Origin of the sequence: Methanobrevibacter sp. (assembly GCF_017431965.1) — an archaeon.
Classification (GTDB): domain Archaea; phylum Methanobacteriota; class Methanobacteria; order Methanobacteriales; family Methanobacteriaceae; genus Methanocatella.
The window spans coordinates 1-15,546 of record NZ_JAFRKB010000051.1; the positions used below are offsets into that span (position 1 = coordinate 1).

General features: G+C 36.0%; 16 protein-coding genes. 9 read left to right on the forward strand and 7 right to left on the reverse strand.

The window, feature by feature from the left end:
- Positions 1 to 121: 121 nt before the first annotated feature.
- The gene (locus IJI93_RS07585) at positions 122 to 607 is read left to right on the forward strand and encodes a hypothetical protein (protein WP_292821809.1); all 486 of its coding nucleotides are present in this window, start codon (positions 122 to 124) and stop codon (positions 605 to 607) included.
- Positions 608 to 659: 52 nt separating this feature from the next.
- On the opposite strand, the gene IJI93_RS07590 is transcribed toward IJI93_RS07585, so the two are convergent.
- From IJI93_RS07590 to IJI93_RS07605, 4 genes are all read right to left on the reverse strand, one after another.
- The gene (locus IJI93_RS07590; protein WP_292821811.1) at positions 660 to 2,918 is read right to left on the reverse strand and encodes an ABC transporter permease; all 2,259 of its coding nucleotides are present in this window, start codon (positions 2,916 to 2,918) and stop codon (positions 660 to 662) included.
- A gap of 181 nt (positions 2,919 to 3,099) precedes the next feature.
- Positions 3,100 to 3,321: a hypothetical protein gene (locus IJI93_RS07595; protein WP_292821813.1), complete on the reverse strand. Its 222-nt coding sequence runs from the start codon at positions 3,319 to 3,321 to the stop codon at positions 3,100 to 3,102.
- Between the two features lie 76 nt (positions 3,322 to 3,397).
- Positions 3,398 to 5,668 (reverse strand): ABC transporter permease, encoded by a 2,271-nt coding sequence (locus IJI93_RS07600; RefSeq protein ID WP_292821815.1) that lies wholly within the window; start codon positions 5,666 to 5,668, stop codon positions 3,398 to 3,400.
- Positions 5,669 to 5,672: 4 nt separating this feature from the next.
- Positions 5,673 to 6,377, reverse strand: a complete 705-nt coding sequence (locus IJI93_RS07605; protein ID WP_292821817.1) for an ABC transporter ATP-binding protein — start codon at positions 6,375 to 6,377, stop codon at positions 5,673 to 5,675.
- Between the two features lie 155 nt (positions 6,378 to 6,532).
- Between IJI93_RS07605 and hisA the strand changes: the two genes are divergently transcribed.
- The 5 genes from hisA to pyrI are packed head-to-tail and all read left to right on the forward strand — an operon-like array spanning position 6,533 to position 9,775.
- On the forward strand, positions 6,533 to 7,270 hold the full coding sequence (hisA, locus tag IJI93_RS07610; RefSeq protein ID WP_292821819.1) for a 1-(5-phosphoribosyl)-5-[(5-phosphoribosylamino)methylideneamino]imidazole-4-carboxamide isomerase: 738 nt from the start codon (positions 6,533 to 6,535) through the stop codon (positions 7,268 to 7,270).
- Positions 7,271 to 7,274: 4 nt separating this feature from the next.
- Complete coding sequence (locus IJI93_RS07615) at positions 7,275 to 7,739, forward strand: FAD synthase (protein ID WP_292821821.1); 465 nt, start codon at positions 7,275 to 7,277, stop codon at positions 7,737 to 7,739.
- Positions 7,740 to 7,752: 13 nt separating this feature from the next.
- The gene (gene argC / locus IJI93_RS07620) at positions 7,753 to 8,775 is read left to right on the forward strand and encodes an N-acetyl-gamma-glutamyl-phosphate reductase (RefSeq protein WP_292821823.1); all 1,023 of its coding nucleotides are present in this window, start codon (positions 7,753 to 7,755) and stop codon (positions 8,773 to 8,775) included.
- A gap of 19 nt (positions 8,776 to 8,794) precedes the next feature.
- Positions 8,795 to 9,289 (forward strand): flavodoxin, encoded by a 495-nt coding sequence (locus IJI93_RS07625; RefSeq protein WP_292821825.1) that lies wholly within the window; start codon positions 8,795 to 8,797, stop codon positions 9,287 to 9,289.
- A gap of 6 nt (positions 9,290 to 9,295) precedes the next feature.
- Entirely contained in the window at positions 9,296 to 9,775 is a 480-nt protein-coding gene (gene pyrI, locus IJI93_RS07630; protein WP_292821827.1) for an aspartate carbamoyltransferase regulatory subunit, read from the forward strand.
- Between the two features lie 6 nt (positions 9,776 to 9,781).
- Here pyrI and IJI93_RS07635 read toward each other — a convergent pair whose 3' ends face one another.
- A complete protein-coding gene (locus tag IJI93_RS07635; protein WP_292821829.1) occupies positions 9,782 to 10,990 on the reverse strand; it encodes an FAD-dependent oxidoreductase in 1,209 nt (402 codons plus the stop codon).
- Positions 10,991 to 11,110: 120 nt separating this feature from the next.
- On the opposite strand from IJI93_RS07635, the gene IJI93_RS07640 reads away from it, so the two are divergent.
- Both IJI93_RS07640 and IJI93_RS07645 read left to right on the forward strand, forming a co-directional pair.
- A complete protein-coding gene (locus tag IJI93_RS07640; RefSeq protein WP_292821831.1) occupies positions 11,111 to 12,481 on the forward strand; it encodes a TldD/PmbA family protein in 1,371 nt (456 codons plus the stop codon).
- Positions 12,481 to 13,038 (forward strand): TIGR00296 family protein, encoded by a 558-nt coding sequence (locus tag IJI93_RS07645; RefSeq protein WP_292821838.1) that lies wholly within the window; start codon positions 12,481 to 12,483, stop codon positions 13,036 to 13,038. Before IJI93_RS07640 ends, IJI93_RS07645 begins: the two co-directional genes overlap by 1 nt.
- A gap of 54 nt (positions 13,039 to 13,092) precedes the next feature.
- On the opposite strand, the gene IJI93_RS07650 is transcribed toward IJI93_RS07645, so the two are convergent.
- Both IJI93_RS07650 and IJI93_RS07655 read right to left on the reverse strand, forming a co-directional pair.
- Positions 13,093 to 13,506, reverse strand: a complete 414-nt coding sequence (locus tag IJI93_RS07650; RefSeq protein WP_292821833.1) for a CatB-related O-acetyltransferase — start codon at positions 13,504 to 13,506, stop codon at positions 13,093 to 13,095.
- Positions 13,507 to 13,621: 115 nt separating this feature from the next.
- Entirely contained in the window at positions 13,622 to 14,563 is a 942-nt protein-coding gene (locus IJI93_RS07655; protein ID WP_292821835.1) for a bile acid:sodium symporter family protein, read from the reverse strand.
- Between the two features lie 404 nt (positions 14,564 to 14,967).
- Here IJI93_RS07655 and IJI93_RS07660 point away from each other — a divergent pair.
- A partial coding sequence (locus IJI93_RS07660) for a CPBP family intramembrane glutamic endopeptidase (RefSeq protein WP_292821837.1) occupies positions 14,968 to 15,546 on the forward strand: 579 nt, incomplete at its 3' end.

Below are 15,546 nucleotides of genomic sequence, written 5' to 3' on the forward strand. Positions count from 1 at the left end.
GTCCGTTTAAACCTTTCCAGTCATAGATATCTTCCATGCAATCACCTTAATTATTCTTATATATTTTGCCCTATAAATTTTTAATTAAAATTTTATATCCAAACATGAAATATTTAATAATATGAATATAAGAAAAGCCATTCCAGATGATTTAAATGTCATAATGAGCATCTATCGAATTGCACAGGATTTTATGATTGAATCCGGCAACCCCCAATGGGGACATTCCTATCCCCCAGAAGAGTTAATCCGAAATGATATTGAAAATGGGGTTTGTCATTTGATTTTTGATGAAGAAGGCGTTCATGGAGTATTTGTACTTTTTGATGGTACTGAACCTACATACCATCATATAGAAGATGGGAAATGGCTTAATGATGAACCATATGTAACAGTGCATAGAATAGCAAGTGACGGTAAGGCGCATGGCATTTTCAAGTGCGCCATAAATTATTGCAAAGGCATCTCGGACAATATCCGAATAGACACTCATAAAAGCAATTTAATCATGCAAAAGCAAATCGAAAAGAATGGTTTTAAAAAGTGTGGGACAATATATGTCAGAGAATCTCCCAGAATAGCCTATCAATGGTCAAATAAATATTAAAAGTAAAATTGATAGACAATAGTTTAAACAATAACTGCTTTTTACCCAATAGCTATTCAACATCCTTAAGTGCTTCAACCATGTTCAAATCACTTATTTTACCTGAAAACAATAAATTAACACTGATTGATATTGTAAATGTTATTAAGGCAGTCAACAGAATATTTCCCCATGTTAGTGACGGAACATAATAAAGGGAGTCCCCCGCAGCATTCATCATTAGAGTCATGAAATAGAATCCAAGCGGAATTCCCAATAGGAATCCTATAGATGTAAAAATAATATTTTGTGTCAACAGCAATTTCCTTAAGACATTTGTTTTAAAGCCTAAAACCTTCAATGTTGCAATTTCCCGCTCCATTTCTGTAAATGATAAAATTCCCAAATTGTACAATACCAAAATAGCTAGGGCAACTGCTACAAATGTCACCACATAAACCATCATCATTACCGCTTCGGTTACCTTATCCCAACTTTCCTTCATCTTATCGATGGTTGAAACCGATTTGATTGAATCGTAGTCCTCATCGAATTTCTCTTTTGTCAGGATATTTGTAGGTGTGAAATTCAAACCCTGATCTTCCAGAGTGTCCGGAGACATTATCAGTCCTTGTGATACAGGTTCTGCATGAATCTGACCTATTTTTGAGTTTACCCACTTGTCGCTTCCGACAATGTGCCATTTGATTTCATCACCAACAGTCAAGTTAAATTTCTCTGCAAGCTTAATTGAAATTGAAACATCCCCCTCATCAATTTCAATAGGATTCTTATTTCTATCTGTGTAGGAAATCAAGTCCGTGTTGTTCGATACCAAAAGCACCACCTGGTCTTCCAGGTCATCTGATTTGATTTCAATAGCTTGCTGCATGATGAAACTGCCGTTGGTTTCATTTAAGATATCTGATAATTCCATTTGGTCAACATCATTAGAAAGCAATAGTTTAGACTCAAAATGGCTGATGTCATCATATTCCCAATGTTTCAACTCATCCATGCTGTCATTCATTCCAAAGGCTGCAATCAATAATGCCACACAACCCATCACTCCCACTATTGCCATCAATGCTCTGAATTTGTTTCTTCTTGCATCACGCCAATTCCAACGAAGATTAAAGCTTAGGTGATTCCACAATTTTGACTTTTCAATTAAAGCCCTTGAGGAGACATTCGGAGATTTAGGTCTTAATGTGTTTGCAGGATTTTCCTTTGAAATCCTCCTGCATGACAGGTATGTGACAAAAACGGAAGATACGACAAGCAATACTGAAATGTAGATAAAACTCATGTCAAAGCCCGGATTCCAGCTTGGCATACTGTAAGTCGCTGCCATTGTAGGATAAAACATCTGAGGAATTATCATAGGTCCTGTAATTAGGCCTAAAATGGATCCTATCAAAACCGGCCAGAACCCATAAGAAATATAATGCAGGATAATTGTCTTGTCTTTGTAGCCGACTGCCTTTAGAATTCCAATCTGAGTGCGCTGATGAGTTACTATTCTGGTCATGGTTGTCAAAAGTGTTAGAAAAGTAACCAAAATAAATACAATTGGAAAAACGTCCCCTATCATCTTGTGTTGTGCCATTTCGTCTGCAAATTTGGCAACGCTGATCTGGTCTTCCTTTTTGGTGAGTGACAAGTAATCAATAGAATCATCCAGATTATCCTTAAAATCAGTATCTGAGCCATTATACTTAACAAGCAATGTATTATAAGTAATATCAACAGGAAATGCCTTATAAGACATGTAAGCAAAACCGATTTGTGAAAAATCAGGAGTTAGAGAATTGGGTGAAGATTCATAAATGTATTCCGGAGAATATCCGATACCCTTGATTTCCTTTGTAATATTGATGTTATTGAATTCAAAAGTGATTTCATCCCCAACGCTTAAATTCTTTTCATCTGCAAAACGCTTATCAAGCCAGACTCCAGAGTCATCTGATGCATCAAAGTCCTTACCTTCTGTAGAATAAAATTTGGATATCTCTCCCTTTTCAGCGAAGTGCAGCGTGATGTCGGGTTTGTTATCAAAATCAGCTACCGATTGAACAACCAGCTGTCTTTCAGTTTGTGTTGTAAAATCACTTATCTCATCGATAGAAGCATTATCAAAATTAGTATTGTAAATCCAGGCATCCGCCATATTGGTAACATTATAATATTCATCGGAAGTTTGCACTAACCCATAATACTCACCATAAATTCCACAGTAAGCAAAAATGCCTAAAAATGCCATTAGAAATATCGCAATAAACTGTGTTTTATTGATTTTTATATCCCTCAGCATTTTCCGAGTAAGTGACATAATATAATATTAGAAACTGAAACATAAAAAACCTAACTAAATTGATTACATACCTCATTAAAAAGACAGTTTCACATGAAAATGATATATTTTTTAGAGGTGTTTCACATTAACACCAAGCATTTCTTCAAAATAGCTTGATTGAAAACAGGGATATACATCAAACAGTTAAAAAAAATAATTAATAGGAGTTAATCAGCTCACTGAAAAGGGAAACTGTTTCGCCAACACTCAATTCAGCATGCCTGCTAACTTCCTCAAGGTCGGCTTCCCAAAGGGAAATTTTTCCCATAGGAGTAACTAAAAATTTGAACTTGTGGTTCCTTTTGACAAGGTCTGTCTTAAGCAACGGATATTCATTCAGCAGGTCCATATATTTTGACTTGGAAGTAACTTCAACCATAATATCACCTAAATAATAATCTAAGTTACATCTTTTTAAACATTTTGTCACTAATTGGGGGTGAATGGTGTAAAACCTATTCAACACCCTTAAGTGATTCAACCATATCCAACTTCCTGATTTTTCCTGAAAACATCAGGTTCACAAGTATTGACAAAGCGAATGTTATTAGAGCAGTCAATATGAAGTTTGTTATTGATATGGACGGCAATATATAAAATGAATCCCCTGATGATTGCCACATTATGGCCAGAATATAATAACCCACCGGAAGGCCCAATATAAATCCAATAGCTGTAAACCATAAGTTTTGTGTTAAGAGCAGCCTCCTTAAGGCACCTGTTTTGAAACCCAAAACCTTCAGGGTTGCAATTTCACGTTCAATTTCTGTAAATGACAACAATCCCAGGTTATAAAGCACAACAACCGCCAAGAGGCTTGCAAAGAATATCAATATGTAAATCAAAAGCCACATTGATTCTGTTAGCTCATCCCAACTGGAGGTCATGTCCTTCATCGAACTTGTTGACTTGATTGCTGAGAAATTTTTATCGACATGTTCACTTGTCACAATACTTGTTGGAGTGTAATTCAGTCCCAAATCTTCCAGTTTATCTTTGGACATGATGAATCCTTGTGAAATTGGGTCTGCATGAATCTTATCTATGGTTACGTTAACCCATTTATCTGAACCCATGATGTGCCATTTTACGGTATCGCCAATGCCAACACCCAACAGGTCAGCCATCTTCTGTGAAATTGAAATCTCATCATCGGCAATTTCCACTTTATTCCAATCATAATCGGTAGGAGTTACCAAATCAGTGTCGTTTAGAACCAATAGCGAACCTGACTTTTTAGTCGAACCCACCTCAATTTCAATGGCTGATTCCATCAATTTATCGCCGTCAACTTCATCGGCAACACTGTCAATTTCAGAAATGCTGGCCTCTTCATCAATGACCATTTTTGAGTCATAATGATTTATCTGATTATATTCCCACTCCTTCAAATCGTTCATGCCATCATACATTCCAAATGCGGAAACCAGAAGGGCTGTACACCCTATAACGCCAACAATAGTCATTATTGCTCTGAACTTGTTTCTTTTAGCATCCCTGTAATTCCAGCGTGCATTGAATGACAGTCTCTTCCAGAATCCCAATTTTTCCAAAACGCCTGTTGTGGAAATCTTCGGCGCTTTAGGTCTTATTGTATCGGCAGGATTCTCCTTGGAAATGCTTCTGACTGCAACATATGAAACAATCAGTGACATTATTATCATCAATGCGGCAACATAAACAAAATTCATGCTCCATGCAGGATCCCATGAAGGAAGTTTATATGTAGCACTCATTGAAGGATAGAACAGCTGAGGCAATGTCAGAGGACCAATAATCAAACCTAAAATTGAGCCTATAAATACTAGCCAGAACCCATATGAAACATAATGAAAGATTATTGACCTGTTTTTAAAACCGTTAGATTTTAATATGCCGATTTGGGTTCTCTGATGAGCAATGATTCTTGTCATTGTTGTTAACAGAATCAGCATTGCAATCAATATGAATACAACCGGGAAAATATCTCCCATCATTTTGTGCTGGTCCATTTCTTCAGAAAACTGGCTTACGCTGGAATGCTCTGACTGTTCAACAAATGAGTTATAATCACCATCCAACTTATCGGACAGCAAATCATTATAATCGCCCGGATTTCCTGTGAATTTTACTTCCAAAACATTGTATGGAACATTATCCATTGGAAATGCCTTATATGACATATAAGCAAAACCTATTTTGTTAAAGTCGGGAATTATGGATGCTGATGATGCATGATAAACGTATTCCGGAGAATATCCTATCCCTTTAATTTCCTTTTCCAAGGTTATTCCATTAAACTCAAAAGTAATGTTATCTCCAACTTTTAAGCTTTTAGCATCGGCAAAACTTTTGTCCAACCATACACCATCGCTGTCAGAGATATTTAAAGGTTCGCCATCCATCAGATAAAACTTAGAGATGGTATTGTTTTCTACAAAATGCAGTGTAATTTCCGGATCGTTTGAAAAGTCTGCAACCGAATCCAGAACAAGCTGTCTTTCCGATTGGGTTGTCGGACTTAAATTATTCACCTTATCTACAAAATCATCATTAAGGTTTGCTGAGTAAATCCAGCCGTCAGCAAGGTTGGTTTCCCCATAATACTTATCCACATTAACTTCAAGGCCAACTGATTCTCCGCCGACACCTGCGAAAACAAAAACTCCTAAAAATGCCATTAAAAAAATAGACAGAAATTGGGTTTTATGCTTCCAGATGTCTCTCAACATCTTTTTTGCAAGCATATACTCACCATTCCAAATCAGTTACCTTTTTAGGATTGTCATTAATTGTAATACTTTCTATCTGGCCGTTCTTAATTCTTATAACCTTATCAGCCGCTTCTGCAAGTATTGCATTGTGAGTTACAATTACAACAGTAGTATTCCTGTTATTGCTCATGTCCTGGAGCAAATTTAAAATTAGCACACCTGTTTTTGAATCAAGTGCTCCTGTTGGCTCATCACACAAAAGCATGGTCGGTTGTTTTGCTACTGCTCTTGCAATAGAAACACGTTGCTGTTCACCACCGGACAACTGTGCCGGAAACTGGCCGGCATGGTCCTTAAGCCCAACGGAGTCTAAAACTTCAAGTCCGTCAATATCCACATCAACAATGTCTTTCATTAGCTCAACGTTTTCCAGTGAAGTCAGATTTGGAATCAGGTTGTAGAACTGAAATATGAAACCGACATTTTTTGCCCGGTATTCAGTTAGCTGATTGTCGTTGAAACTTTCAACGTTCTGATTATTTACAATGATTTGACCTGAGGTTACGCTGTCAAGACCTCCCAAAAGGTTTAAAAGTGTTGATTTTCCGGCTCCTGACGGACCTAGGATTACAACAAACTCCCCTTCATCAATTGTAAAATTAACATTATCCATAGCTTTTAAGATGTGGTCTCCGGACTTATATTCCTTTACCACATTTTTAAATTCTATAATTGTACTCATTAATATGCCTTCTTTATTTAATTATACTTATATTTTATTTTTTTTAATATATAAATTTAGGCATACCTAAAAATTAGCAATGGTGTAAACAATAGATATAAAACATTTCAAAACATATACTTAAATTATAATAAAATAGTACAGGAAAAATGTGAATGTCATTTAAAAAAGATGAAATGTTGATAATGCCCGCAGTGGACATCAAAAATGGAAAATGCGTGCAGCTTGTTCAAGGCGAACCCGGAAGTGAAATGGTCGAAATAGAAAATCCGGAACTTGTTGCTCGCCACTGGGAGGATTTAGGAGCTAAGAATATCCATGTCATTGACCTTGACGGAACAATAAATGGACAAGCCAGCTTCGATATAATCAGGAAAATCCTAAAGGAAGTTTCCGTTCCAATTCAGCTTGGTGGAGGAATAAGAAGTGTTGAATATGCCCGCCAATTATTGAACTTGGATATTGAAAGAATCATAATCGGAACAATGGGTATCAAACACCCCGAAACCATTTCCCAACTCTCAGAGGAATACGGATCAGATAGAATCATGATTTCACTTGACAGCAAAGACAATAAAGTTGTAATCAAGGGATGGCAGGAAAAGATTGACAAAAGCCCTGTGGAACTTTCCCAAGAGTTTAAGGAACACGGTGCAGGCAGCATCCTATTTACAAATGTCGATGTTGAAGGCCTTTTAGGTGGCTTTTACACAGAACCTGTTGAAGATTTGAAAAAGTCCGTTGACATTCCTATCGTTTATTCCGGAGGAATTACAACAATCGACGATATCAAAAAATTAAATGAAAGCGGTGTGGAAGGAATTGTTATCGGTTCTGCACTTTATACTGATAAAATTGATTTAACTGAAGCGTTAAAATACCAAAAGAGGTAATTGAATGAAAAAAGTAATGGCAAGCGGTGCATTTGACCTGCTCCATCCGGGACATGGAGTCTATCTAGAAGAAGCAAAAAACCTTGGAGGATACAATTCTAAACTGTATGTTGTAGTAGCCCGCGACTCAACTGTAGAGAAAAGGAAAAGAGTCCCTATTATCGGTGAAAACCAACGTTTGGAATTGGTAAAAATGTTAAAGCCCGTAGATGAAGCTTATTTAGGCAATGAAGAAGGGGATATCTTTAAAATTGTAGAGGATATCGACCCTGACATTATAGCTATCGGACCTGACCAAACCCATAACGTTGAAAAGCTGCAAAAGGCGATTGATGACAGGGGTCTGAAAGCACGTGTACAGCGCGTGAAAGTTTATCACAAAGATGAACTGGACAGCAGCTGCAAGATTATCAAAAAAATTAAAAATACTGACTTTGAAGGAAAAATATTAGATAACTGTGAAGATTAAGGAGATTATTAAAATGTTTAAAGTAGCAATTATTGGAGCAAGTGGATATACTGGCGGAGAGCTTTTAAGAATGCTTTTAAACCATCCTGAAGTGGAAATTACCGACATCACTTCAAGACAATACGAAGGAACTCCAGCACATGAAATCCACCCACACATTAGAGATTCAGGACTTGTCTTTAAAAACAAGAGTCCATCTGAGCTGGATGCCGATGTTGTATTTACCGCAACCCCACATGGGGCATCAATGAAAATTGTTCCGGAAATACTTGAAACCAGTGCAAAGGTAGTTGATTTGAGCGGAGACTACAGATACAGAGATACTGCAGTCTATGAAAAATGGTATGGAATGGAACACACCGACAGTGAAAATGAAGGTGTATTCGGACTTCCTGAACTATACAGAGATGAAATCAAAAAAGCCAACCTGGTTGCAAATCCAGGGTGTTTTCCAACCGGTGCAATCTTATCATCATATCCTCTTGTTGAAAATGGCTTGGTCGATAGAATCATCATCGATTCAAAAACCGGAGTTAGCGGAGCAGGAGTAAATCCGTCTGCAACTACACATTACCCTAACATTGCAGATAACGTTAATCCATATAAGATTTCATCACACAGGCACATGTCTGAAATTCAACAGGAATTGCACGGATTTGATGAAGTTAAAGTTTCATTTACACCTCACTTAGTACCTGTAATCCGAGGAATCCAGACAACAAGCCATAGCTTTTTAAATGATGAAAATAAAGATATCACTCCTGAAGAGTTAAGAAAACTATACGAAAAGCAATACTCAAACGAATTCTTTATCAAACTTATGGATGATGGGGAAGTACCTCACTTAAGTTCAGTTAGGGGATCCAACTTTGTTCACATTGGAGGATTTGAAATAGATGACACCGGAAGAGTCGTAATGTTATCCGCTATCGATAACCTTGTTAAAGGCGCATCCGGTCAGGCTATCCAAAACATGAACATTCTACTTGGCATTGATGAGACAACTGGCTTAACTCACTTTGGTCTTCATCCTTAAATAAACGGAGATTGGAAAAATGGCAACATTAATCATGTATTACTCACAGGGAGGCACAACAGAAACAGTTGCAAAAACGCTTGCCGAAAACTTGGACGGAAGTTTACTTCAGATTCATGATTTGAAAAATCGTGACGGATTTAAAAATAGGTTATTGGCTTCCATAAATGCGTTCAGAGAAAACAAAACAGACATTTACCCTGCAAGAGTTGATTTGGAAAATTTTGATACAATATACATTGGAACTCCTACCTGGGCGGGAAATCCGACACCGGCGATATTGACTATAATTGACAGATGCAACTTTACCGGAAAGGATGTTGTCCTATTTGCTACAATGGACAGCAGTCGAGGAGACAGCAATATTGCTAGACTTGAAGAGAAAGTTAAAATGCGTGGGGCGAGAGTCATTGAAAGTTTTACAATTGCAACTAAAGGTAAAAGCCCTGAAAAATTAGTTAACGATACCGAAGCAATTATTGAAATGAAAGACTTAAAAATGTATAAAAGGTAGATAAAATTGACAAAAAACAAAAAATCAGAATTAAAGATTAAAGCTATTGAAAATGGGACAGTTATTGACCATATCACTGCCAATAAAGCTCTACACATTCTTAAAATTTTAGATCTTCCTGATGCTGAAACACATAATGTCACAGTGGCCATGAATGTTTCATCTGCCGAAATTGGCAGAAAGGATATTGTAAAAATTGAAAACAGAGAATTGGATCACAAAGAACTTAATCAAGTTGCATTAATTGCTCCTAAAGCTACAATCAACATCATCAGGAATTATGAAACTATCAAAAAAGACAAAATCATACTGCCGGATAAGATTACATCAATCATAAAGTGCACCAATCCAAAATGCATTACAAATTATGAAAATGAGCCGATTACACCAATATTTAATGTTATCAATAAGTATCCGCCAGTTGTCAGATGCCATTACTGTGAAAAACTAATAAACACAGAAGATATCGACAAACAATTCGAATAATCTTCTTTATCTATTTTTTAGATAATCTGCCAGTCTTTTAGATAATGCCAGAATTGTCAATATTGGTGGCTTTCCAGGTGATATTGGCAATACGCTTGCATCACTTACAAACAAACCTTCGATTTCTGTTTCCTGATTTGAATCAACTATTTTTCCTATTTTAGCTGTTCCTCCGGGATGCGCCCCCCTATAAACTGTAGAACCGATAGTTGATGGGTCAACTCCTGCCTTTTGAAGAATAAAACCTGCAGTAGCCACCCCTTCTGCCAGATATCTGATATCCTGAATGGTGTTCTCTTTTATTACATCACCTTCGCTATCGACATAACCCCTGCAGTCATCAGCTGTTTTGACCATGATACTTAAAATGTCTTTATCGTCAACTTTTTTATCATCAATATTGCCCTTAATGAATGATGAGAAATGAGGAGATAAAACGAAGTTTTTACCTATTACCAAACCCGCCATCTGAACCTCTGTATTGAAGTTAATGTCTTTTAAATATCCTCCAACAGTGACAAAAGGATCAAAGAATATTTCGCTGCCGGCATCTTCAATTCCGGATTGCCTTAAAATCAATGTAGTTCCAATAGCTCCCGCAGATAAAACTACAGTATCAGCATAAATTGATTCTTTTTTATTGTCTTTAATGTAAGAAACACCTTTTACTTTATTATTATCAGATATTACTTCAATTACTTCAGCGTCAGTTATTAATTTAGCTCCAGCTTCAACCGCTTCATCAACAAAGTCCTTTCCTGAAAACTTTGCATCAGCCGGACAACCGAATGCACATCTACCGCATTGAACACAATCCTCCTCTCGAATAGCTTTAGGCATTTTGAGTGTGTTCAAGCCCAATTCACGCCCTGCATCTAAAAATAGCTGTGTTCCTCGGCCAATATGTGAATCATCAAGTTGGTGAACTCCAACCAATTTTTCAACATAATCATATTCCTCAGTTAAATCAATGCCGAATTCGTGCAATTCCTCATCAAGGGCCCTGACCATATTTGCCATGGACACGATTGTTGCCCCACCAATACATGTGGTTGTTAACAAGTCTACAGAATCATTGTATTTATCATAATAGTTAAATGCTTCACCAGATTTTATATAAGGTCCTTTCTCAATAATAGTAACTTGTATGTTTTCTTTTGCTAATTCACGAGCAATTATAGCTCCTCCAGCACCTGTGCCAACAATAATAACCATTCAATCACCAGATTTCAAATTATAATATATCAATTGTTATATTATACTTCAACACATAAATAAATTTTATTATAGATGTACTCCAATATAAATATTAGATTAATAATAATGAGGGATAGAATGGAAGAATACATTGATTTATTCGAAAAAATTATTGCACAAACAATCCCTAAAGTAGATTACATAGACATCAGAGCCGGAAAAAGTGACAACACTTCCATATTGATGAAAGATGGAAATGTTGATGAAATCAACACCGGAATGAGCTTAGGAGCAAGAATAAGGGTGTTGAAAAATGGAGCATGGGGATTTGCATATACTACCGATTTATCAAAGTTAAATGAAATAACAGATACTGCCATCCAATTATCAAATTCACTTACAGGAGACGTCAAGTTAAGCGAAAGTGAAATAATCAAAGATAAGGTGGCTGTTGATGTCAAAATACCTTTTAAAGATATTTCAATTGAAGAGAAAAAAGAAATCATGAAAGATGCAAATGATGCCGCGACAATTGAAAAGGTCAACAGTACTACAGTGAGCTATTCCGACGGTGAAATAAATGAACTGTTCATGAACAGTGAAGGCAGCCAAATTCAGACAATCACAAGCAAAGTGAGAATGGCCTTAAACGCATCTGCAACAGATGGTGAAATTATCCAATTTGGTCATGGAAGCCTTGGAGGAGTTAAAGGATTTGAAGTCATAGCTGATGCAGACATTGAAAGTTTTGGCCGTAGCATTGGTGAGAAAGCTGTCAGATTGCTGGATGCTGAAGCTGCACCTTCCGGAATTTTCCCAGTTATAGCCGACCCTGAACTAACCGGAGTGTTGATTCATGAAGCACTTGGGCATGCAGTTGAAGGCGATTTAATCTTACAGAACGATTCAATACTGAAAGACAAGATGGGTGAACAAATTGCATCAGAAATTGTTAACATATTTGATGATGCAAGCAAAAAGGACGGATTCGGATACTACCCATATGATGTGGAAGGAGTCAAAACCAAACCAAACCAACTGGTTAAAGATGGGAAATTGATTTCCCTTTTAAATTCAAGGGAAACCGCAGCAAAATTGGGAATGAAATCCTCAGGAAATGCAAGATCAATTATTTCAGACCAGCCTATTGTAAGAATGAGCAATACCTATCTGCAACCTGGAGACAATACATTCGAAGAGTTGATTGAAGATATTCCAAATGGAATTTATCTTAAAGGCTCAAGAGGAGGACAAGTGGATACCGGTAAAGGCATTTTCCAATTTAACGCTGCAGAAGGCTATCTAATTGAAAATGGTGAAATTTCAACTCCCCTAAGAGATGTTTCATTATCTGGAAATATCTTAGAAACATTGAAAAATATTGATGCTATCGGGAATGACTTTAAGTTAAGTGTTGGATTTTGTGGAAAGGACGGTCAAACTGCACCAGTAGGCGACGGTGGACCCCACACAAGAATTTTAAATGCATTAGTTGGAGGAATGGGATGATGATGAGTGATAAAGCAGGAGAATATTTAGTAAACATTGCCAAAAAGGCAATTGAACATTATATAGAAACAAAAGAGAAATTAGAAGTACCTGAAGATTATCCGATAGAATTAGATGAAAAATTAGGTGTTTTCGTTACATTGAATAAAAATAATATGTTAAGAGGTTGTATTGGATATGCTGAGCCAATAGAACCTGCAATAAATGCAACAATAGATGTTGCTATTGCGGCTGCATTCAACGATCCAAGATTCAATGCTGTGACTAAAGACGAATATCCTATACTTGATTTGGAAGTTACAGTTTTGACAAAACCGGAACTGATTGAAGTAGCCCATCCAAACCAATATTTTGATGAAATTGAAATTGGAACAGATGGTTTGATTATTCAAAAAGGATATTCAAGAGGATTATTGCTTCCTCAAGTGGCAACAGAAAATCTTTTTACTGTTGAAGAATTCTTAGAACACACCTGCATGAAAGCAGGAATCAGCGCCGACAGCTGGATGGATGAAAGCTGTGACGTGTATAAATTCCAAGGACAAATTTTTAAATAGTATAATGATAATCCTAAAATAGGACAAACTTACCCTTTAAATAATCTATTTAAACTAGTCATCCGGTTTGCCGTATAACTTTAAGAATTCTGCCATATCTGTGGATTGCAATAATGGAATAATCTTTATAATTTCCTCTTCTTTAAAATCCCACCATTTTATTTCAAGCAATTTAATAATGGTTTCCTCATCAAAACGATATTTTATTACTTTTGCAGGACTTCCTACCGCTACGGCATATGGTGGAATATCCCTTGTAACCAAAGAATTTGCACCTATGATTGCACCATCGCCAATGGAAACTCCAGACAATATCTTGGAACCGTGACCAATCCATACATCATTTCCTACAGTTATATCCCCTTTTGAGTGAGGATGACCTTCAATATAACTGAAATTTTCCATTAATGCATTAAATGGATATGTAGTTATGAAATCACCCCTATGATTTCCTCCCAAAAGAAACATGACATCCGCGGCTATTGAAGAAGTTTATTAAATCAAAAAAAGTATTAAGTAAAAATGGCTATCTACTAGAAACCCCCTATCCGTTGAACTGCATCGGCTTTGAGAGATGAGACAGTCAGGAATAATATTTTCTGAATGCATAGGCAAGAATTGATCCTGCAAAATTCTGCAAGACAGAATAAAGCGCACCGGGAACAGTTGCCTGAGACAAGTTTGGAAAATGGGTTTTTGCAAGGCTAGTTGACAAACCTGAATTTTGAAATGCCAGTTCGATAGCTATTGTAATTATCTGTTTTCTGCCCATTCCTACAAGGCGTCCTATTCCAAATCCAATTAGCATTGCAAGGATATATTGTAGGACAATGACAATGAGTATTATATAGGATGAAGTTAAAATAGCTTGTTTATTGGCTCCAATCACTCCTGCAACGATTAAACAAATTACAATAGATGATACTGTAGGCAAATAATCTTTTAATTTTTCACAAAAATTAGGGAATTTGTAATTCAAGATTAAACCTAAAATAAGTGGGACAATCACTATCTGAACAATTGAAATAAACAGGTCAACCGGATTGAAATGAATTTGATTACCTATTAACAATAATGTGATTACTGGAGTTAATATGGGTGAAATCACAGTAGAAACTGCAGTTAAAGAAACGGACAATGCCACATCCCCTTTTGCAAGAAAAGTGATGACATCAGATGCTGTTCCCCCAGGCACAGTTCCAACAAGAATTAGTCCAACTGTCAAAGCAGTATCCAGGGAAAATACACTTGCAAGAATAAATGCCAAAAGAGGCATTATGATATATTGCGCTGAAATTCCAGCTGCAATTTCTTTAGGATTCCTGAACACATTAATAAAGTCATCAACTTTCAATGTGGTTCCCATTGTAAAAAGAACAATACTTAAAAGTAAATTAATAATATTGATGCCATTATATTCACTTAAAACCCATTTAAATGAATTTGGATAAACTAGAGAAATAGCTACCGCCAACAATATTACAATGAAAAAATATTTTTCAATAAATTCAAAAATCCCTTTCATATTTTAATTTTTGTTTTCGAACATTAAAAAGATATTTGATTGTCCTCCAAAAGTGATTTTTTAAGGTGATGGTAATATTAGGAGATTCCATTAATTGTGCTGTTTTTAATTGAAAACATACAGTTAAACATTAAGTTATGAAATTTATCTATTTTTCAGTCACTTTTATATAATTTAAATTAAAAAGTGATACATACATAAAATTGAAAATAACAATGTTCGTTTAAGTTATTTTTAAATGTGAATCCTATTTGATTTGAAAAAAATGGAGTAATTTTATGAACTTATCAAAACTGTTTGAAAAAAATGAAGAAAAAGAATTTGCAACATTTCCAACAACTCTGGAAACATATTCCTGGTATAAACCTTTTTTAATAATAATTATAGCAGTAATAATTGATTTCGTGATATCGTTTGCAGCATTAAAAATTACGGGAGCAAACCCTACTGCAAGTAAAATAGAACAAATTATTTATGCAGCAATTACCATGATTGCATTGATTCCAGGCATTTATATTGGATATAAATTGGTCTATAAAATTCCGTTTTCCACACAGATAGCACCTGTCAGGAAATGGAATTGGAGCATTTACATTAAAGTATATATTATAACTTTAATTGTTTATGGAGCATTACAACTAATACCTATGTTAACTTCAGGAATGCCAAGCATAACCAATACTTCAATTACAGTTCTCATATTGTGTTTGATTTTGCCAATCTTTCAGGGTTTTGCAGAAGAATACTTGTGCCGTGGACTACTGATGCAAACCTTCGGATCATGGTTTAAAATACCTATTGTGGCAATCATCCTTCAGGCAGCAATATTCTCCATAGTGCATAATTACGCGATAATAGCAGCCATAGGAGTATTTTGCGCAGGAGTTTTATATGGTTTGATAACCTGGTATGGTCAAGGTCTTGAATCAGCATCAGCAATGCATGCGGTAAATAATACGTTTTCATTTCTTGCATTGGGAATA